Raw genomic sequence first — 19,590 nt, 5'->3', positions numbered from 1 at the left:
GCGGTCGATATCTACCTTCAATCGGTTGATACGTGCCCCAAACTGGTCGATATCCATACCAATTTGGTCGAAACTCCCGGACGATAATGAAATTAACAGGAGATGTTAGCCCATGTAAAAAAACCGTAACAAAGCGTATGTCAGCAGATTTTTGCAAGAAGAGGGTGAGAAGATGTTTCAGGTTTTTAACAAGTTAAAATGGTTTTTTAAGTATTATTGGAAACGGTATGTGTTAGCAATAACGGTATTAATTATTGCCAGTGCGATTGGCTTAATCCCGCCCAAAATAGTTGGCTTCGCGATTGATAAAATCCAGTTTGAAACACTGACAATGAAATTATTAACCATGATCGTTGCCGGTTATTTGCTGCTAGCGGTTATTCATTATGCCATCTCGTTTTTGTGGGATTATACCTTGTTCAGCGGAGCGGCGATTTTAGAACGGTGGACCAGGAGTAAATTGATGGATCACTTTTTGCATATGACGCCAACCTTTTTTGGTAAATACCGGACTGGTGATTTAATGGCCCGTGCAACGAATGATTTGCGTGCCATTCAGTTGACGGCGGGATTTGGTGTGTTGACACTGGTCGATTCGAGTATGTTCATGTTGATGATTATCGCCATGATGGGATTTACCATCAGTTGGAAATTAACCCTTGCTGCGCTGATCCCATTACCAATTATGGCAGTCGTGATGAATAAATATGGAGCAGCAATTCATGCTCGCTTTATGAAGGCACAAGCTGCATTTGGCGAGATGAATAATGATGTTTTGGAATCGGTTCGTGGGGTGCGGGTGATCCGTGCTTTTGTGCAGGAAAAACAGGAAGAGGTACGATTTCAAGCGATGACGGAGGATGTCTATCGGAAAAATATCGAGGTTGTAAAAATTGATGCCTTATTCGAGCCAACGATGAAAATTCTTGTTGGGCTGTCGTATACGATCGGGATTGGCTATGGGGCATTGCTAGTGTTCCAAAGCGGGATCACACTTGGTGATTTGGTTACATTTAATGTCTATCTTGGTATGCTCATTTGGCCGATGTTTGCGGTTGGCGAATTAATTAATATTTTACAGCGGGGAAATGCTTCATTGGATCGCGTACAGGAAACGTTGAGCTATGAAGCGGATGTGCAAGATAGTGCCCATCCAAGGCAGGTGAAAACGGTTGATTCGATCACATTTTCCGATGTCTGTTTTGCCTATCCTGGGGCGGTATCCAATCAATTAACCCATGTGAACTTGCAAGTGAACCCTGGTGATACCATCGGGATTGTTGGTAAAACCGGTGCTGGTAAAACAACCTTGTTTAAATTAATGCTTCGCCAGTATCCGGGCCTTGTTGGCAGTATCCGCATTTCAGGTGTGGAATTATCAGATATAAGCCTTGGGCAAATTCGCGATTGGATTGGCTATGTGCCACAGGATCAAATCATGTTTTCGAAAACAATTCGGGAAAATATTCAATTTGGCAAAGCTGACGCGACGGATCAGGAAATTTACCGGACGCTGGACTTGGCTCATTTCCTTGATGATATCAAACAACTGCCAAATGGATTGGATACGCAGGTTGGTGAGAGCGGTGTTACGCTTTCAGGCGGACAAAAACAGCGTGTGGCCTTAGCCAGGGCGTTTATCAAGGATCCGGAAATTTTAATCCTTGATGATTCATTATCTGCAGTCGATGGAAAAACGGAGGCGAAAATCATGGAACATTTACGTCATGAACGCCGGAACAAAACAACCTTTATCGCGGCGCACAGGCTGTCAGCGGTCACCCATGCCGATCATATTATTGTGCTTGACGACGGAAAAATTACCGAAGCAGGCACACATGAGGTGCTGATGAACCAAGGTGGCTGGTATATGCAACAGTATCAGCTACAGCAATTGGAGGATAAGGAGGAGATCTCCTAATGAAACAATCAACCGAAAAACGTTTAGTTGGTTATGCGTTACAGTTTAAAAAAAGTATTATTATTGGCCTGGTTTGCTTAATGATTGCTGTGTGCCTGGAACTTGCCGGGCCACTCATTGCCAAAACAGTAATTGATGATCATATTCTTGGGGTGGAAGGTAACTGGATACAGGTGAACAGCCAACACGATCGCAATACCGTTACCTTTGATGACCAACAGTATAAACGCGCCGATCGGGTTACCGGTCAAGAACAAACAGGGGAAACAAAGACCATTTTACAGGTTGGAAACAGTTATTATTTGGCGGATGGGGACCTTCCATTATCCGGTAAGCGATCTGTTGATGGAAATACGATTTTGATCAAACAAGGAAATGATACACAGACATATACTGCTGAGAAGCTTTCCTTGTCGGAGATTTATCCATTTTTTAAACCGGAGCAACGTCCGATTCTGTTCTTGCTGGGATTGTATGTAGCATTGCTGGTGATCGCAGCGTTTTTTCAATTTTTTCAGACCTTCTTATTGCAGAAGGTGTCCAATCAAATTGTTAAGAAAATGCGCAATGATGTGTTTGCCCATACACAGCGGCTTCCGATCAATTATTATGTGGATCAGCCGGCAGGAAAAATTGTCGCTAGAATTACCAATGATACGGAAGCCATTCGGGATTTATATGAACGTGTGTTATCGATTGTAGTAACGAGTATTATTTATATGGCAGGTATTTTTATTGCTTTGTTTCTACTTGATGTCACATTGGCGGCATTCAGTTTGCTTGTTATTCCGTTGATTCTGGGCTGGATGAAGGTGTATAAGTACTTTGGAACCAAATATAATACTGTGATTCGCTCTACGGTCAGTGCCATTAATGGAAATATTAATGAAGCAATTCAGGGAATGCCGATTATCCAGGCGTTTCGTCGTGAAAAACAAACGAAAGCTGAATTTGAGACATTAAATGAACGCAATTTTACGTATCAACGCAAATTGGTTAAATTAAGCGCACTAACATCATATAATCTTGTTACAGTTTTTCGGAACCTGGCCTTTGTTGGCTTTATCTGGTATTTTGGCTCATTTTCGCTTGAGCCTGGTAGCATTATTTCCATTGGTGTTCTCTATGCGTTTGTGGATTATCTCAACCGCTTATTTGAACCATTGGAGGATATTGTCAACCAGTTACCACTGATTGAGCAGGCAAGGGTAGCCGGCAATCGTGTATTTACCTTAATGGATCACCAAGGCGAGGATGTGCAAGTTCGAAAAATCGACAAATATCGCGGGAATATCGATTTTAACCATGTGTCATTTGCCTATGATGATAAGGATTATGTCATCAAAGATATGTCTTTTTCGGTTAAGGCGGGGCAAACCGTTGCTTTTGTCGGGCATACCGGATCAGGCAAAAGTTCGATTATGAATCTGTTGTTTCGCTTCTATGACCCACAGCATGGAACGATTACAATCGATGGACAAAAAACCGTTGCCTTGTCACGACAGCAGGTGAGAAGTCATATGGGCATCGTCTTACAGGATCCATTTCTGTTTTCGGGGACTGTCATCTCCAATGTTACGATGAATGACCCAAATATTACCCGGGAAATGGCAATCGCGGCATTGCAGGCAGTTGGGGCTAACCGGTTTATTGAGAAATTGCCTGACAGGTACGATGAAAAGGTCACCGAGGGCGGGACTACTTTTTCACTTGGGGAGCGGCAACTGATCTCTTTTGCCCGTGCCTTGGCATTTGATCCGGCCATACTAATTCTCGATGAAGCGACTGCCAATATTGATACAGAAACGGAGCATATGATCCAGCGAGCATTAGATGTATTGAAGCAAGGGCGTACCACACTTGTTATTGCGCACCGCTTGTCAACAATTCAACAGGCCGATGCAATATTTGTACTCGAGCATGGTGAAATTGTAGAACAAGGAAATCATGAAACACTCATTCAACAAAAAGGCCTATACCATCAAATGTATCAAATGCAACAAGGAAGAACACGCCAGGCTGGGTAGTGGGACAAGAGGACAGGCACCTTCTCCCACCTTTTTCTTCCATGTTAAAAATGGTGGGACAAAGGAACCGTCCCTATGGCCCTGGGGTATGCAATCAATATTTAAAGGAACTGTAAATGTTTTGTGATAGCAACGCTTGTCTTCTTGCGGTAGGATTAGATATGTTGACGATTAAAAGATGGTCAATGTTGAAAGTCAGTAGACCTGATGAGTAAACTAAAAAATTTTTCCTGGATGGTCAAAAAATGTCGTTTTAATGCGAATTTTGACTACCCTGTATTTAATCATATTGAAGATGGTGAGTTGTTATGAAACAAAAATACCTAATAAATACACCCAAAAAGGTTGACAAACAATCGTATCTTATAATGGCTGGGGGTGTTTCGGTTTGAAACATAAAGACCAATCCCTGGAAGAAATAATTTCCTCCATCCAAGCGGGGGATGAACGGGCACAGTACAATTTATTGAGAACCTACCAGCCGTTTATTGCCAAATGCGTTTCAGAGGTTTGTAAACGATATATTGATCCCAAACAGGATGATGAATTCAGCATCGGTTTAGCAGCATTTAACGAGGCAATTTTAACTTATTCTGCCGACCGGGGGAGTTCCTTTCTATCCTTTGCCAAACTAGTAGTAAAACGTAAAGTGATCGATTATATTCGTTTTATCCAAAAGAACCCCATTGCTGCATCGCTGGATGAGAGCTATGATGAGGAACAAATGGAAAACCACAGCGAGATTGTTGCGGTCAAAGAAATTTATCAACAAGAACAGGATACATGGCATCGAAGGGAAGAAATTGCCGAATTTAAGGAAAAATTAAAGGACTATAAATTATCCCTGGCTGAGTTAACCGAGATCTCGCCAAAGCACCGTGATGCCAGAGACTCCGCAGTTCATACAGCGCGTGTTTTGTTTAATGATCCTGAATTAAGATCGTTTGTTGAACGCAAGAAAAAACTTCCCATCAAAGCACTTGTCAAAAAAGTGGATGTCAGTAAAAAAACATTGGAACGAAACAGGAAATATATTTTGGCTATTTTTATTGTACTTAGTAATGATTTCGTATATCTGAATGATTATCTCAAGGGGGTGGGTAGGTGAGAAAAGGGATTGTAATGGAGAAACACCGCCGATATACGATTGTAATGACTGACAATGGCCTGTTTTTCAAAACGAAGCCACTTGGGGATACTGCATCGATTGGCACTGAAGTTTCCGTTGAAATGCTGGAAAGGAAAGGACGCTATTTATTCTCTTTTTACCCCGGGCAAACAGTAAAAAACGCATTTCGATTTATTGCCATGGCTTTCTTTTTACTTCTGTTTGCGTTTCCACTTTATGTAATATCCAGCAATAAGCGAACATATGCCTACGTAAATATTGATATAAACCCAAGTGTGGAATTGGAAATCGATGAACAGATGCATGTCCGCTCCATTAAGCCGTTAAACGATGATGCAAATGTACTTATGGATCAATTATCCAATTATAAAAATGAACCATTGGATCGAACCGTTTCACGTATAATGGTAAAAAGCGAACAGTCGGGCTTGATGACACATGGTAAAAAAGTCATAGTTGGTGTTAGTTATGTAAAAAGCTGTAAGGTTCCCGTGTTGAATAAATTGGAACAATATTTCCGTGGTCAACATGGTGATTGGAAGATTGTTTCCTTTCGTGTGCCCGAAGAAATTAGAAGAACAGCCAAACAACAGGATAGAGCCATGAATGAGGTGATGGCAAAAAAGTTTGAAGAAGGTTCCACGAAGGTAAGGAAAGAAATAGAAAAGCTAAAACCTAATGAACAAGCAATTATCCATTCTTTTTATCAATAATGTATCTGGGACAAGGCTCTTTGTCCCACCTTTTATTTTCATGTAATATTGTGGGACAATGAAGGGGATGTTCGACTTGGAGCACTGCCTCTTATTGCAATGTCGAACGAACCTGTATCCCCATGTCCCTATCTTTAAACCTCCATGACGGCAGTTGGTGTTTGTTTCATGGCATGATCAATATAGTAAAGTAATTCATCATGCAATTGGAGAATTTTTGTTTGATCAAGTGAGTAATGATACGCATGCAGAAAATGCTGGATTTTTTTCGAAAGCATATCATCTTGTGTACGTACCATCAGCACTAATAAGTCGTCCCATTGCCCCCATAGTGAGTAATACAATGCCTTATCGTAATCAGGTATATCCATCATGTTCCCCTCCTTATAAATTAAAGGGTCATTTGTAGTTTCTCCATTTTATATATATATTGTCTGAAACAAAATTGGTGTCTTTGCCAAAAATAGGATGAAGCAGAAACCGGTATAAACCCGTTTTTTTGAAACATACTATGGGCAAATATGTAAGGAGGAATGAGCAAATGAAGTTCAAACTTTTATGTGTTGTATTTGCAGCAATGTTCGCACTTGCAGCATGTGGTAATGGAAACAACGGGGCAAACAATGACAACAATGGGGATAACGACGGTGCACAACCAACACGGTACAATAACAATGCAAACGATGAAAACCATGGTCAATCGTTAAGAAATGCACAAAATGCGGATCGTGACCGTGGTAATTTGAATAATAACAACGTCAATGACCGTAATAACAATGGCAATAACAACGATCGTTATGATATTTCCAAAGAAGCGGCAGACCGTATTACAGATGAAGTGGCCGGAATCGATCGTGCCTATGTCGTAACAACAAGAAACAATGCCTATGTTGCAGCGGGACTAGATGAAAATAACAATGACAATGACAACGTTAATAACGATAATGGCGTCAACGACAATAATACTGGTGTTAACAACAATAACGGTGTAAACAATAACAATAATGGCGCGATGAATGATAACAATGGTGTAACGAATAACAACCGTGCGGACAATGGTGATGCACTAACAGATGAGACAAAACGTCAAATCCGTGACATTGTTAAAGATGTGGACAACAATATTGACAATGTATATGTTTCCACAAACCCGGATTTCCTTAACCTTGCCGACAACTATGCTGACGATTTAAACAATGGTAAACCGGTTCGCGGATTTTTCGACCAAGTTGGTAACATGATCCAACGCGTATTCCCACAAGGACATAACAATCGCTAAAATCAATGGGACAGGGGGGACAGGCTCCTTGTCCTATTTTTAGATGTGACTTTTTTGTACAGGTTTCTGTGCTTTTATTTGTTGATTTTTTTCGTTATCATATACATACGGTAGCTTTATCAGCAAAAGGGGAGAGGATAATATGGCGGAAAAAATGAACGTGGAAAGCTTTAACCTGGATCATACTAAAGTGAAGGCACCATATGTACGTTTGGTTGGTGTAACAGAGGGCGCCAATGGAGACAAGATATATAAATATGATATTCGTTTTAAGCAGCCAAATAAGGAACATATGGATATGCCTGGGCTTCATTCATTAGAGCACCTAATGGCCGAGAATATCCGGGAACATCTGGATAATGTGCTTGATATCGGTCCAATGGGCTGCCAAACAGGCTTTTATTTATCCGTTTTTAACAACGATGATTACGATGAGGTACTGGACGCGATTGAAAAAACATTAAACGATGTGTTAGAGGCTGCAGAGGTACCTGCATGTAATGAGGTTCAGTGCGGGTGGGCCGCAAGTCATAGCCTTGAAGACGCCAAGGAAATTGCCCGGCAAATGCTCCAATCACGCAACGAATGGCACCAGGTTTTCGCATAGGGACAAGGGTTTCTCCTTGTCCTGTTTTTTGTGTTGGTCTACTGCTGGCTATGAAGGATTCGGTATGCTAAAATAAGTGAAAATGCATTGGAGGGTAAAGGATGAGTGAGCAGGTAATCAAGTATTTAGAGGAACATCACGATCAGCTGCTGGAAAAATTAAACCAGTTTTTAGCGATTCCAAGCGTGAGCACCGATAGTATACATAAAAAGGACATTAAAGATGCAGCAAGTTTTTTGACGACATATTTACAAGAAATTGGTTTTGAAAACATTGAACAACAGGAAACAGGTGGACACCCACTTGTGTATGCAGCATACAATCAGGCAGGTCCGGACGCGCCAACGGTTTTATTCTACGGCCACTACGATGTACAGCCAGTTGATCCGCTCGACCAATGGAAGAGTGATCCGTTCAAACCGGAGATTCGCGATGGACGTCTGTATGCCCGCGGGTCAAGTGATGATAAGGGACAAGTCTTTATGCATCTGGCCGTCTTTGAGGCGTTTATGAAGACGGATGGAAAACTTCCATTAAATGTAAAGGTCTGCATTGAAGGAGAAGAAGAAATCGGTAGTGAAAATCTTTATCAGACATTAAAGGATAAAAAGAGCAGTTCCAAGCAGATTTCGTCGTTATTTCCGACTCGGGAATGGTTGCCAAGAATCAGCCGACGATCCTTTACGGTTTAAAAGGATTTACTGGTGTCGAAATCACCGTAAATGGACCAGACCATGACCTGCATTCCGGTATGTATGGTGGGGCGGTGCGAAACCCAATCATGGCACTTAGTCATATTTTGGCATCGATGAAAAATGAAGATGAAGTCATTACAGTGGACGGTTTTTATGAGGGTGTTGAGCCGCTGACCAATGAGGAACGACAATTAATTGACCAGGTAGAGGGTGAGGATTATCGTGAATCCACCGGTGTTCCTGAAACCGTTTCCGAAAAAGGGTACACGGCAAAAGAACACACAATGGGCCGACCAACATTTGAAATAAATGGTATTTACGGTGGATATCAAGGAGAAGGAACCAAGACAATTATTCCTGCATCAGCGACTGCTAAAATCACCTGTCGTCTGGTACCTGGGCAAGATCCGGAAAGAATTCAACATTTGCTTGATAAACATGTGAAAAAGCATGCACCATCCGGCGTTACAGTCGAGGTGAAAAAAGAAAAGCTGTCAGCAAAAGCATATCAAGTGGAGCCGAACCATCCACTGATCCAAAAAGCTGCCAAAAGCTATAGCAAAGCATTCGGTAAAGATATCGTTTATGTCCGAATGGGCGGCTCGATTCCAGTGGTTGAATGGATGGAAGCATTATACAATATACCAATTGTCTTATTGGGATTTGGCACCCCGGATGACCGGCTACATTCGCCAAATGAAAGCTTTCCAATTGACAGCTTTACCAAGGGTATGGAAACCTTGGCATATTATTGGGACGAAATTCGTCATTAATCAAACGGCAATTGCTTCCTTGTTTGAAGGGGAATCAATTGCTGCATAAACCTATTAAACTTTTCTTTGTTCAATTATTTGGGTGGGGACTTTTTACAAAAAAGATATAAACATGAAATGGGGAGATGAATAGTGAAGTATGCAATCGTAACAGGGGTTTCGCAGGGGTTAGGTGAAGCAGTTGCCAAATTATTTATTGAATCCGGTATACATGTGATAGGCATTTCCCGAAATAACAATAAAAAATTGACAACACTTGCCGAGCAAAATAATGTATTATTCCAACATTTATCCTGTGACTTAGGCAATTTAGAAATACTGGAGCAGACAATCGATCAAATGAATGCATTTTTGTTTCAGGAAGAACCGACAACTATTTACTTGGTAAACAATGCCGCGGTACTAGAACCTATTGCTCAAGCTACGGAGATAAACAATCTTGAACTGCAAAACCATGTACAGGTAAATGCGATTGCGCCAATGGTCTTAATGAATTCATTAATAAGAAAAGCATTAGAAGAAGATGTGCGTTTTATTGGTGTAAATGTTACATCCGGTGCAGCAGAAAAACCATATTATGGATGGAGTGCCTACTGCAGTACAAAGGCTGGGATCAATATGTATACAAGAACAGTTGCAGTGGAACAGGATCAATTGGGGACCGGGAACAAGGTAATCGCCTTTAGCCCAGGAATCATGGATACGCAAATGCAAGAAAAGATTCGTGCTAGTTCTGCTGCTGATTTCGTTGAAGTGGATACATTCCGCAACTACAAACAACGAAATTTGCTAAAAGATACAGATGCTGTTGGTGGCGTGCTCGTTGATATTTTGACCGACGAATCCAATATTGTAAATGGAAAAGTGTACGATGTAAAAGACTATTTTTAAGATGGGGACTGCATCCGAACGAACCCTCAGATCACCGAATTAGTCATAACTTTTAATAATTTGCCAAGCATTAAAAAACGAACCCTAGGTATAACGGGTTCGTTTTTTGAAAGAAAAGAAAGAATAAAAATATGCTCTACTTTGCTTGAAATCAAATACTCATGTAATTCTTTGAAAATAAGAGGTATATAGATTAATAGTATCCACCGCCAGCATAACCACCAGCACCAACGATAATCAATAAGATGAATAATACGACGATTAATGCAAATCCACCGTTCATAAATAGTCACCTCCTTATTAGAACTTTATTTTAGTATTGGTTAGCACCAACCACAACGGTAACCGCCGCAGCCACCACCATAGCCATAACCACCGCGGTAGCCTCCGCACCAGCCGCTGGCACCAACAATAATTAGCAGAATAAATAACACGACAACAAAGGCAAAGCCACCACCATAGCCTGCACCATCACTCAATCATCTCACCCCCTTTAGAGGATGTTCAAAGTCCGGTAAAATGACACCAATAGGGGATCTTCACCCAAAACCCTAGTCCTTTTTATCCTCCTTTTGAACACGCTCTTTTATTTAATGTATGTGAATATCACGGACTTGGGAGGGCGGACGCATAGATTTACTTTCAATTTTGCATGTTACGTTGATGATTCTGGTTTTGGGCGGTGATTGCTGAGGGGATTTCTGCATTTGCTTGGATATCAACGATTTATTATTAGCAATTCCCAATTTCTGGTGGAACAATGGAACCGTCTCCTCATCCCACTTCATTTTTCGATTCATCTGTTCCTATGTTAAGATAAATCTGTGTTAAAATTAGGGGTGCTTATAATTACAGTGAGATATAACTGATAATGGTTGAAAGGAAGAACGGCATGATAACACGAAAAAGTAAACGTGAGATTGAAATGATGCAGAAGTCGGGTGATTTATTGGTGCAGTGTCATAAGGAAATTGCTCAAATGATTAAACCAGGAATCACTACGAAGGAAATTGATACATTTGTTGAGGAGTTTTTGGCAAAACATGGGGCGACCCCCGAACAGAAAGGCTTTGAGGGCTATCCATTTGCTATCTGTGCCTCTGTTAATGATGAAATTTGCCATGGTTTCCCCAATGATGAAAAATTGGTAGAAGGCGATATTGTCACCATTGATATTGTCGTCAACTTAAATGGGGGATTAGCCGATTCAGCTTGGACCTATGCAGTTGGGGAAATTGATCAGGTTGGAAAGCATTTGTTGGATGTAACGAAACAATCGCTTTATAAAGGGATTGAGCAAGCCCAGGCAGGTAACCGGATTGGCGATATCGGTCACGCCATTCAAACCTATGCAGAAGGGGAAGGATTTTCCGTAGTGCGTGACTTTACCGGGCATGGCATTGGCCCAACGATTCACGAGGAGCCGCATATCCCGCATTTTGGTCTGCCAAATAAAGGGTTGCGTTTAAAAGAAGGCATGGTCATCACAATTGAGCCGATGATCAATGAAGGTACATGGAAAAGTAAAATGGACAGTAATAACTGGACAGCGAGAACCGTTGATGGAGGACGTTCAGCACAATATGAGCACACCATCGTGATTACGAAGGATGGTCCATTGGTGACGACCGAACAGAATCGCGACGTGTAATAGTTACTTGAAAACCGGGGAAGTAATACGGCAAGCCATAATCAATTAAAAATGGGGATTTTCGGGAGAGTAAAATAGCCTTTACCCATGTAAGGAGGAGCCATCATGCGGGTTGTGTCAATTTGCCCGAGTAATACGGAGATTGTTGCTTATTTGGGGAAAACGGATGTACTAGTCGGTGTGGATAATTTTTCAGATTGGCCAAAAGAAGTAGAGGAACTACCGAAACTTGGCCCGGATTTATCGATTGACATGGATAAAGTAGCAGAGCTAAAACCTGATCTAATATTGGCCTCATTGAGTGTACCAGGCATGGAAAAAAATATTGCTGCACTCAAAGAACGCGGACTCCCGCATATTATCCTTAATCCAAACTCACTTGACGAGATTGCCCGTGATATCCAGACTGTAGGAGAGGCATTGGGTGACCCGGATCTTGGCAAGGACAAAGCCAATACATTTCGATCGCAAATAGCCCGTTATCGAACAAGAGCACAAAGGCGGCAAACTACCCCAAGATTATATTGGGAGTGGTGGCCGAAACCGATATTCACTCCAGGAAAAGCTAACTGGCTAACAGAAATCAGTCAGCTTGCTGGTGCCTGTAATATTTTTGCCACGGAGGATGTTGCCAATTTCCAAACAACCTGGGATCAAGTGAAAAAGCGTGACCCGGATCATGTTTGTATGGTGTGGGTTGGGGTCAAGGAAGAGAAAATGCGGCCGGAGTTGGTCAAAAAGCGACCAGGCTGGAATGAGATGAAGGCGATTAAGACAGGGAACATTCATGTAATGGAAGAATCTTTATATTGCCGCCCCTCCCCAAGGTTGTTAGAAGGTTTACAGAAATTGGATAAAATATTGGGGAGCTGACGAGCGTGGAGCCGTCAGCTTTTGCTTGTAACGCGCTACTTACCCGGTGATTCGGATTGTTGTCCTCTTCCACCAAAAATGACGGTGATAATCGGGCTTAATAAACAAAAGAAGGCAAATGGCAGGTAAGTTAACACGGGAACATCCAGTACATCGGCTATAAACACACCGCATACACTCCATGGAACTAGTGGATTAATGACAGTGCCGGCATCCTCCAGTGTCCGGGATAATACTTTATTTGGCAGCTCCGCTCGGTTGTAAATACCTTTATACGTTTCGCCAGTTAGCAGAATAGACAAATATTGCTCTCCAATAAACACATTGACCCCAATTGCTGTAAGTGCGGTGGAAATAATAATCGTCCGGACTCGTCTCAGTTTCTCTTTAAACGCATTTAGGATGGATGGAATAATTCCTGTTACAAATAGTAATCCCCCGAATCCTAAGGCTAATATAACGAGCGATACTGTTGACAACATGCTCGTGATGCCGCCCCGCGTTAGCAATTCATTCATTGGTTCGAAATTGGTGTTGGCGGTATAACCGTTAAACCACGTGTTCCATATATCCGACCAGGTTAAATGACTGGTTATTCCCGCAAGCAGTGTTGCCAGTGAGCTGCTTAAACCGAGCGCAATAAATGCAGGCGTTTTAAAAATGGTACAAACGACTAGAACAAGTAATGGCAGCCATGATGTCCAATGAATTAATTGTGACGCTTCCAATGCACGTTGATATTGCATAATATTTTCTAATGGCACGGATCCATTTGGTGAAAGAAAAGCAAAGATAATAAATGAAATAATAAATGCCGGGATCGTAGTCAAACACATATGCTTAATATGATCAAACAAGTCAACTTCCACGATTGTTGATGCCAAATTCGTTGTATCGGATAATGGTGACATCTTATCCCCGAAAAGCGCTCCGGAAACAATAGCGCCGGCGGTAATGGCCATGGAGGCATCAAGGGCACTCCCCATGCCGATAAAGGCAACGCCAATGGTTGCTGACGTTGTTAATGAACTGCCAAGCGAGACTCCGACTAGGGATGTGATTGCAAATACAATGGCATAAAACCATGTCCCGCCAATAACATGAAAACCGATGTTAATTAATGCTGGAATGGTTCCGCTAATGATCCAGCTGCTGATGAGCACACCAATTAACATGAATAAGAAAATGGCTCCCATGCCGGATTTTGCACCGAAGATCATTCCTTCTTCCAGATCTTTAAATGAAATTTGCCGGAACAGCCCATAGGCGATGAGCAAAAAGATGGCGAGTGTAATCGGGATATGTGGCGATGTTTCCAGCTTAATGATGAAAAAACTAATCATAGCTACGATGAGTACAAAGAAAATAATCGATTCCACAACGGAAGGGTTATATTTTGGCCGAATTGGAAACATGGCATTTCCTCCTATCTATCATTGATGTTCCAAATTTTGGTTAATTATCCATAAAAAAAGCCTCATCCCCATAATAGGGACGAAGCTTAACTCCGCGGTACCACCCTGCTTGATGATTGATTGTCACCATCCACCTCATTTATAAAGGTTCCGACTTTAATTGAATGTGTATTTCAAATTTAACCTGCCGGGGCTTTCACCAGCCGCCCCGTCTCTTTAAAATAGGCTAAACGCCAAGTTTTCCACCTTTTCGTCCGCCTTTATACTGCTCGGAAAAATTCTACTTTGCATTCCCGGATAATCGTATTTATTTACTACTAAAGTTCATCGTCATTTTAATGATGTAATTTAGAATATACATCGTTAGCGTACCCATTGTCAATATAGGGTTAAATACTTTTTAAATTTGCAAATATCAGGTATAATAGCGTCAATTTTTAAATGCAAGGGGATAGCGAAGATGATGACAAATACGGTTAAAAAAGAAGAGGATTCTTCCCAAACAATGCGTATGGTCCGGAGAGGGATTGCGGTTGGCTTTCCAATCATGCTCGGTTACTTGCCAATCGCGATTGCATATGGCGTGTTGGCGAAACAGGCCGGACTTTCTCTTGTAGAGTTAACAATGATGAGTGTACTTGTTTTCGCTGGTGCCAGTCAATTTATGGGTGCCAATATGATTGCTGTTGGTGCGGGTGCTGCAGAAATTATTGTCGCAACCTTTGTCCTTAATTTTCGCCAATTTGTGATGAGCCTATCGTTTATGAATCGGTTTCGTGACATTGGACGAACTTGGAAGGTTCCTTTATCATTGGGATTGACCGATGAAACATTTGCCGTATCATCATTACATACCAAAGAGGCAAGAGAGGATAAGGGTGCCCTCTTTTATCTGGCACTCCTATTAACGGCCTATTTTTCTTGGGTCGCCGGCTCATTACTTGGTGGTGTATTAGGCGAAATTATTCCGGAAACTTTAAGCCAAAGCATGGGGATCGCTTTATATGCGATGTTTATCGGATTGCTGGTTCCATCGGTAAAAAAGGAATTAAAGGTCGGATTAATCGCGATTATTGCAATGCTGATTAATGTATTGTGCAGTCCATTTATGAGTGAAGGATGGGCAATTGTGATTGGCACCGTTTTGGGCGGATTAACTGGTGTTTACCTTTTGAAAGGGGAGAGCGAATCTTGATTTTTGCTATTATCATCGGTATGTCGCTTGTCACCATGATTCCGCGTCTGATTCCAGTCTATATTGTTGATAAAATTAAATTCCCGGACTGGATCAATCGTTGGTTGAATGCGATTCCCTTTGCGGCGTTGGGAGCATTAATCTTTCCGGGAATTATGTCCGTCAAGTCTGGCGAACCGTATGTCGGGATCATTGGCGGGATTGTCGCGATTATTCTGGCTTTTATCGGGCTAAACGTTATCCTGGTTGTATTGGGTGCTATTCTTGCAGTCTTTCTAATAACAGTGATGTAAGGGAGGGACGGTCATAGGGGGATATTTGGATGTATTCCATACGAAAAGCGGTTTATACAGATGCAGAAGTAATTGCAACCATTCACGAAAAAAGTTGGAAAAATATTTAAATCTAAGCATACAGATCTCTTGCAAAAGAGGAACTGTATGCTTAATTTGGGTGTTTTGGATAAGGCTCAATATGGATATGAGCATAAGGAATGTTATGTTTTTTAGCTAAAAATTGTTCAATCCTTACAGTGATGTCATGACTCTCTTTTACATTTAAATGGGGATCAACCAGGATTGTAATTTCAATAAATGCCTGGTTACCGTGAATTCTTCCTTTAACATCATATACTTCCTTTACCTCGGAAACCTTTGCAATACTATCTTTTATCTTCTCTAATTGTTTTTCATCAAAACCATCAGTCAGGGTCAGAGTAGAATCCTTGAAAATATCCCACGCGGTTTTACAAATGATGATCCCAACAATGAATCCGGCAAGCGGGTCTAACCAATATAACCCGAATTGCGCACCGATGATACCAATGAATGCGCCAATACTGACAAGCGCATCAGATCGGTTGTCCTGCGCAGCCGCATTGAGGGAGGAGCTTTCGATTTTTTTGGCTAAGCTTTTATTAAAACGGTACACCAAAAACATGACAACAGCAGCACCAATAGCTGTCCAGGCTGTGAGCATATCTGGCTGCTGGGTTTGGCTGGAAATCAATTTCTTTAGCGTTCCATAAAGCACTTGCAAACCTACCGTGATCATAATAAAGGCGGCAAATAGTGATGCAACTGTTTCTGCCCGGTAATGCCCATAGTGGTGATCCTCATCGGGAGGTTTTCTGGAAATTTTCAATCCAACCAGAACCGCTATAGAAGCAATAACATCCGTGGAGTTGTTTAATCCATCAGCGCGTAATGCCTCAGAGTGTCCGATATAAGCGATGACTAATTTTACAGTTGCTAAAAAAAGGTAAGCAATGATGCTGATCCAAGCACCTTTTTCACCTTTTTTCAGGTCGTCTGCACGATTCATTTAACTTGCCTCCATAATTAGCTGTATCTGAGTTGATCTAAAAGCAGCCATACGCCCCTAAACGGTCGTCTCCGCTTTTCCTTAAACAGTCTACCAAAGGTGTGTGTGGTGGGTCTAGAGAAACATTCAAGCATCTGGTTATATGTATTGCTGAAAACTAATGATGTTTCGTGCACGCAATATCTGTTGGTGTTTATTTTAGTATCCAACTTCATTCGGTGGTCATTCAAAAAAGTAAAAATTTTTGCTTGCAATTATTCATAAGATTTAGGATAATAGAAAAAAGGAACAAAGGAGAGATGTTCCATGAAAAAGCAAAAATTAGTGTATAAGTATTTTCGGTACACGGGGGATATGATCCATGCCAAACGGGAGATACCATACGAGTTGAGGCTTGCCTCGCGTATGCTGCTGGATGAATTGTGCTTTAACTGGAACAAAGCACACTTGGAAGCGGCTATAAATCAAGCGATTGACAATGGTGATGAGGTGGAATTTTTACGATTAAGCGAGAAATATAAGCAGTTTGTTTGGGAATAAATCTTAAGAAAAAAGGCTTCACCGTTCATGTGGTGGGGTCTTTTTTCAAATGAAATTGATTGTTGAGATGCATATGGTGGAAGTGGGAGGCAACGCATGAAAAATAAAAAAACAATTATGAGCTGGATGATGTATGACTTTGGTAATTCTGCCTTTGCGACAACGATTATCGCTGCGGTGTTGCCGGTATTTTATTATGATGTTGCGGCAGTTGGAATTGATAAATCATTGGCAACAAGTTACTGGGGATATTCGCAATCTATTGCTGTGTTGATTGTCGCGATTTTGGCACCGTTTTTGGGAGCGATCAGTGATTATTCCGCTGCTAAAAAGAAATTCCTGCGATTTTTCGCGTACATGGGTGTTCTGGCAAGTATTTTGCTGGCGTTTGTCGGGGAAGGTGACTACTTGTTTGCTTCAATCCTGTTCGTTGTGGGTTCAATCGGTTTTTCTGGCGGGAATATTTTTTACGATGCATTCTTACCGGAGATTGCGGATGACAAATCGATTGATAAAGTTTCGGCCGGCGGATTTGCTGTCGGGTATATCGGTGGCGGAGTATTACTGGCGATTAATATTCTAATGATTTTAAAATACGAATGGTTTGGTATACCAAATGCTACTATGGCAAGTCAATTATCCTTTGCCAGTGTTGGGATTTGGTGGTTCATTTTTTCACTGCCATTGTTTAAAAACTTGCAAGAAGAGAAGAAAACGACTGCCAAACGGGAACACTCCTATTTTTATATTGGTTTGTCCAGGGTAACGAATACCTTTAAGGAAATCAAACAGTATAAGCACTTATTAATTTTTTTATTCGCTTTCTGGGTTTACAATGATGGCATTTCGACGATTGTTCGCATGGCCACCATTTATGGCCGGGATATTGGGATTGATTCCAATGCGTTAATTGCTGCATTGTTAATTACGCAATTTGTGGGGATTCCCTGTACGTTTTTCTTTGGTTGGCTTGCACAAAAAATTACTGCTAAGAAAACACTGTATATCACGCTTTATACATACTTGGGGATCGTACTATTAGGTTATGCGATGTCGTCTGCATTGCATTTTTATTTGCTGGCAATCGCGGTTGGTATTGTGCAAGGTGGGGCGCAATCATTGAGCCGGTCGATATACGGACGCATGGTTCCAGTCCATAAACGTGCGGAGTTCTTTGGCTTTTATGGGATATCATCCAAGTTTTCGGCGGTTTTCGGTCCATTTCTGTTTGCCTTGGTCGGACAGCTAACCGGATCCAGCCGCTTTGGAATCATTTCAGTTGCCTTGTTTTTTATCATTGGCATTATCATGCTGCGGTTTGTGGATATTGATAAAGGGGTAGAAGAGGCAGGGGCCAAAGCAAAGTAAGTTTAGCTTATGTTAATGTATCTGATTAAGCCCAATTTCTTAAAAGATCATGCAGTTGACACATGGGAGCCAAGGATTTAGCGGAGAACCATGATGATTGGCCGGATATCATTCATATTAATCCGGCTATTATATGCTACACAATCGGATCACTATATTTATTCTCCAAATTAAACTTCAATGGCTTCCCGGTATCATAGGAAATATCGCCGATTAACCCAGAAATTTGCTGCGTGATATGATTCGCATCGTCTCCCCGCCAGTACTCCAGTATCAAGGTCATTATTTCGATTGCCTCGGCAAGTCCTGCTTCATAAAGATCCATAAACGTTTGGTTGCTTGGTTCTTGGGTAGCTGGATGATACCAGGTCGTTTGCTTTAGATTTAGATAATCGATATCCGTTTTGATCGGCTGGTGGGAATAGGCGGAGACCAGTGATTTCAATAATTTATTTTTCCATCCGTGTGGATCAGCCAATATTCGCAAGGCTAATTTCATATCCTGGTAAGCTTTTTGAATATATGCTGAACTTTGTGGGTTAATATCAGGATAGTGGGCCTGTATGATCGAATACAACAGCTTGACAAGTTCAGGATTTAAGTTACGCCCAACATCAATTTCGTTGTAAACTGGGACTTTCCATGTTTGCATTCGATACTTGTGTTGCATCATCAAGGTATCAATCAATACCTCAAGCCGCTGATGGTCATTACCTTCATAGCCTGCGCGATAATGGATGTAGGGATGGGCATTGCGGTCAAGGATATGATGAGTGACAAACCCAAAGACATAGGCTTGTATGGATGGATCCAAACTAGCTGATTTGGTTATTAAATCCATCAGAAAATCCCCACAATGTTTTGTATGTAATGCTGTGCCGATATCATGAACTGGTTCATCTTTTATCCATGGCCAAAAATTATAGTAAAAAAATGGATCTGGTCCCTGAGCTCCTAAATTCAAATATTGTTCGTGTGTAAAAAAACGACTTGGATGATTCATCGCATTTACCATATCTTTACAGAATGCGATATGTGTCCAAATGTTTGGCATGATAGTTCATCCTTTAGATTTATTTATCACGTATACATATATTATAAAAGACATATTGGATAAAAGGAATGAAAAGTTAAGACAATTTTGCATCTATACCGACAAATCAGCAGGATATTGGCAAAAAAATTGTTTT

General features: G+C 41.4%; 18 protein-coding genes and 2 pseudogenes. 14 read left to right on the top strand and 6 right to left on the bottom strand.

From position 1 onward, the window contains the following. Positions 1 to 172 precede the first annotated feature (172 nt). The 4 genes from ABRT01_RS02620 (at position 173) to ABRT01_RS02605 (ending at position 5,790) form a co-directional block, all read left to right on the top strand. Complete coding sequence (locus ABRT01_RS02620) at positions 173 to 1,921, top strand: ABC transporter ATP-binding protein (RefSeq protein WP_269409760.1); 1,749 nt, start codon at positions 173 to 175, stop codon at positions 1,919 to 1,921. Then, positions 1,921 to 3,948 (top strand): ABC transporter ATP-binding protein, encoded by a 2,028-nt coding sequence (locus tag ABRT01_RS02615; protein ID WP_269409759.1) that lies wholly within the window; start codon positions 1,921 to 1,923, stop codon positions 3,946 to 3,948. The genes ABRT01_RS02620 and ABRT01_RS02615 overlap by 1 nt, the downstream gene beginning before the upstream one ends. A 388-nt stretch (positions 3,949 to 4,336) precedes the next feature. Continuing rightward, the gene (gene sigI, locus ABRT01_RS02610) at positions 4,337 to 5,056 is read left to right on the top strand and encodes an RNA polymerase sigma factor SigI (RefSeq protein ID WP_269409758.1); all 720 of its coding nucleotides are present in this window, start codon (positions 4,337 to 4,339) and stop codon (positions 5,054 to 5,056) included. Then, a complete protein-coding gene (locus ABRT01_RS02605) occupies positions 5,053 to 5,790 on the top strand; it encodes an anti-sigma-I factor RsgI family protein (protein WP_367746241.1) in 738 nt (245 codons plus the stop codon). Before sigI ends, ABRT01_RS02605 begins: the two co-directional genes overlap by 4 nt. 134 nt (positions 5,791 to 5,924) lie before the next feature. On the opposite strand, the gene ABRT01_RS02600 is transcribed toward ABRT01_RS02605, so the two are convergent. Continuing rightward, positions 5,925 to 6,161: a YhdB family protein gene (locus ABRT01_RS02600; RefSeq protein ID WP_269412581.1), complete on the bottom strand. Its 237-nt coding sequence runs from the start codon at positions 6,159 to 6,161 to the stop codon at positions 5,925 to 5,927. 170 nt (positions 6,162 to 6,331) lie between these two features. Here ABRT01_RS02600 and ABRT01_RS02595 point away from each other — a divergent pair, with 170 nt between their 5' ends. The 4 genes and pseudogenes from ABRT01_RS02595 to ABRT01_RS02580 all read left to right on the top strand — a co-directional run bounded on the left by ABRT01_RS02595 (position 6,332) and on the right by ABRT01_RS02580 (position 10,035). Then, on the top strand, positions 6,332 to 7,069 hold the full coding sequence (locus ABRT01_RS02595; protein WP_269409756.1) for a YhcN/YlaJ family sporulation lipoprotein: 738 nt from the start codon (positions 6,332 to 6,334) through the stop codon (positions 7,067 to 7,069). A 142-nt stretch (positions 7,070 to 7,211) separates the two neighbouring features. Further along, positions 7,212 to 7,676, top strand: coding sequence for an S-ribosylhomocysteine lyase (locus tag ABRT01_RS02590; protein ID WP_269409755.1), 465 nt, complete (start codon positions 7,212 to 7,214; stop codon positions 7,674 to 7,676). Positions 7,677 to 7,777: 101 nt separating this feature from the next. Continuing rightward, positions 7,778 to 9,144 (top strand): annotated as a pseudogene (locus ABRT01_RS02585) (dipeptidase). Positions 9,145 to 9,276: 132 nt separating this feature from the next. Next, positions 9,277 to 10,035 (top strand): (S)-benzoin forming benzil reductase, encoded by a 759-nt coding sequence (locus tag ABRT01_RS02580; protein ID WP_269409754.1) that lies wholly within the window; start codon positions 9,277 to 9,279, stop codon positions 10,033 to 10,035. Positions 10,036 to 10,228: 193 nt separating this feature from the next. Here the strand turns inward: ABRT01_RS02580 and ABRT01_RS02575 are convergent, their stop codons facing one another. After that, positions 10,229 to 10,318 carry a YjcZ family sporulation protein gene (locus tag ABRT01_RS02575; RefSeq protein ID WP_269409753.1) on the bottom strand — a complete coding sequence of 30 codons (90 nt, stop codon included), beginning with the start codon at positions 10,316 to 10,318 and terminating at the stop codon, positions 10,229 to 10,231. A gap of 115 nt (positions 10,319 to 10,433) precedes the next feature. Beyond that, positions 10,434 to 10,514, bottom strand: a pseudogene (locus ABRT01_RS18350) (YjcZ family sporulation protein); the annotation flags it as partial. Between the two features lie 413 nt (positions 10,515 to 10,927). Here ABRT01_RS18350 and map point away from each other — a divergent pair. Together map and ABRT01_RS02560 are read left to right on the top strand one after the other, a co-directional pair. Next, positions 10,928 to 11,686: a type I methionyl aminopeptidase gene (gene map, locus ABRT01_RS02565; RefSeq protein WP_367746240.1), complete on the top strand. Its 759-nt coding sequence runs from the start codon at positions 10,928 to 10,930 to the stop codon at positions 11,684 to 11,686. A 105-nt stretch (positions 11,687 to 11,791) separates the two neighbouring features. After that, a complete protein-coding gene (locus tag ABRT01_RS02560) occupies positions 11,792 to 12,559 on the top strand; it encodes a cobalamin-binding protein (protein WP_367746239.1) in 768 nt (255 codons plus the stop codon). A 35-nt stretch (positions 12,560 to 12,594) separates the two neighbouring features. On the opposite strand, the gene nhaC is transcribed toward ABRT01_RS02560, so the two are convergent. Further along, entirely contained in the window at positions 12,595 to 13,974 is a 1,380-nt protein-coding gene (nhaC, locus tag ABRT01_RS02555; protein WP_367746238.1) for a Na+/H+ antiporter NhaC, read from the bottom strand. A 460-nt stretch (positions 13,975 to 14,434) separates the two neighbouring features. On the opposite strand from nhaC, the gene ABRT01_RS02550 reads away from it, so the two are divergent. Both ABRT01_RS02550 and ABRT01_RS02545 read left to right on the top strand, forming a co-directional pair. Continuing rightward, positions 14,435 to 15,169 carry an AzlC family ABC transporter permease gene (locus tag ABRT01_RS02550; RefSeq protein WP_483101554.1) on the top strand — a complete coding sequence of 245 codons (735 nt, stop codon included), beginning with the start codon at positions 14,435 to 14,437 and terminating at the stop codon, positions 15,167 to 15,169. Beyond that, positions 15,166 to 15,462, top strand: coding sequence for an AzlD domain-containing protein (locus tag ABRT01_RS02545; RefSeq protein ID WP_269409748.1), 297 nt, complete (start codon positions 15,166 to 15,168; stop codon positions 15,460 to 15,462). The genes ABRT01_RS02550 and ABRT01_RS02545 overlap by 4 nt, the downstream gene beginning before the upstream one ends. A gap of 151 nt (positions 15,463 to 15,613) precedes the next feature. On the opposite strand, the gene ABRT01_RS02540 is transcribed toward ABRT01_RS02545, so the two are convergent. Next, a complete protein-coding gene (locus ABRT01_RS02540) occupies positions 15,614 to 16,492 on the bottom strand; it encodes a cation diffusion facilitator family transporter (protein ID WP_269409747.1) in 879 nt (292 codons plus the stop codon). A gap of 306 nt (positions 16,493 to 16,798) precedes the next feature. On the opposite strand from ABRT01_RS02540, the gene ABRT01_RS02535 reads away from it, so the two are divergent. Next, on the top strand, positions 16,799 to 17,032 hold the full coding sequence (locus tag ABRT01_RS02535) for an IDEAL domain-containing protein (RefSeq protein ID WP_269409746.1): 234 nt from the start codon (positions 16,799 to 16,801) through the stop codon (positions 17,030 to 17,032). 96 nt (positions 17,033 to 17,128) lie between these two features. Then, on the top strand, positions 17,129 to 18,400 hold the full coding sequence (locus tag ABRT01_RS02530; protein ID WP_269409745.1) for an MFS transporter: 1,272 nt from the start codon (positions 17,129 to 17,131) through the stop codon (positions 18,398 to 18,400). A 136-nt stretch (positions 18,401 to 18,536) separates the two neighbouring features. Here ABRT01_RS02530 and ABRT01_RS02525 read toward each other — a convergent pair whose 3' ends face one another. Further along, complete coding sequence (locus ABRT01_RS02525) at positions 18,537 to 19,454, bottom strand: zinc dependent phospholipase C family protein (RefSeq protein WP_269409744.1); 918 nt, start codon at positions 19,452 to 19,454, stop codon at positions 18,537 to 18,539. Positions 19,455 to 19,590 lie beyond the last annotated feature (136 nt).

Origin of the sequence: Lentibacillus sp. L22 (assembly GCF_040812445.1) — a bacterium.
In the GTDB taxonomy this organism is placed as follows: Bacteria; Bacillota; Bacilli; order Bacillales; family Amphibacillaceae; genus Lentibacillus_C; species Lentibacillus_C daqui.
Note: the sequence above shows the minus strand (reverse complement) of the source record. Positions and strands in the feature narration are given on the sequence as shown.

Coding starts and splice junctions, on each gene's coding strand:
- ABRT01_RS02620 (WP_269409760.1), top strand. CDS start 173: ATGTTTCAGGTTTTTAACAAGTTAAAATGGTTTTTTAAGTATTATTGG.
- ABRT01_RS02615 (WP_269409759.1), top strand. CDS start 1,921: ATGAAACAATCAACCGAAAAACGTTTAGTTGGTTATGCGTTACAGTTT.
- ABRT01_RS02600 (WP_269412581.1), bottom strand. CDS start 6,161: ATGGATATACCTGATTACGATAAGGCATTGTATTACTCACTATGGGGG.
- ABRT01_RS02595 (WP_269409756.1), top strand. CDS start 6,332: ATGAAGTTCAAACTTTTATGTGTTGTATTTGCAGCAATGTTCGCACTT.
- ABRT01_RS02590 (WP_269409755.1), top strand. CDS start 7,212: ATGGCGGAAAAAATGAACGTGGAAAGCTTTAACCTGGATCATACTAAA.
- ABRT01_RS02575 (WP_269409753.1), bottom strand. CDS start 10,318: ATGAACGGTGGATTTGCATTAATCGTCGTATTATTCATCTTATTGATT.
- map (WP_367746240.1), top strand. CDS start 10,928: ATGATAACACGAAAAAGTAAACGTGAGATTGAAATGATGCAGAAGTCG.
- ABRT01_RS02560 (WP_367746239.1), top strand. CDS start 11,792: ATGCGGGTTGTGTCAATTTGCCCGAGTAATACGGAGATTGTTGCTTAT.
- nhaC (WP_367746238.1), bottom strand. CDS start 13,974: ATGTTTCCAATTCGGCCAAAATATAACCCTTCCGTTGTGGAATCGATT.
- ABRT01_RS02550 (WP_483101554.1), top strand. CDS start 14,435: ATGATGACAAATACGGTTAAAAAAGAAGAGGATTCTTCCCAAACAATG.
- ABRT01_RS02540 (WP_269409747.1), bottom strand. CDS start 16,492: ATGAATCGTGCAGACGACCTGAAAAAAGGTGAAAAAGGTGCTTGGATC.
- ABRT01_RS02535 (WP_269409746.1), top strand. CDS start 16,799: ATGAAAAAGCAAAAATTAGTGTATAAGTATTTTCGGTACACGGGGGAT.
- ABRT01_RS02530 (WP_269409745.1), top strand. CDS start 17,129: ATGAAAAATAAAAAAACAATTATGAGCTGGATGATGTATGACTTTGGT.
- ABRT01_RS02525 (WP_269409744.1), bottom strand. CDS start 19,454: ATGCCAAACATTTGGACACATATCGCATTCTGTAAAGATATGGTAAAT.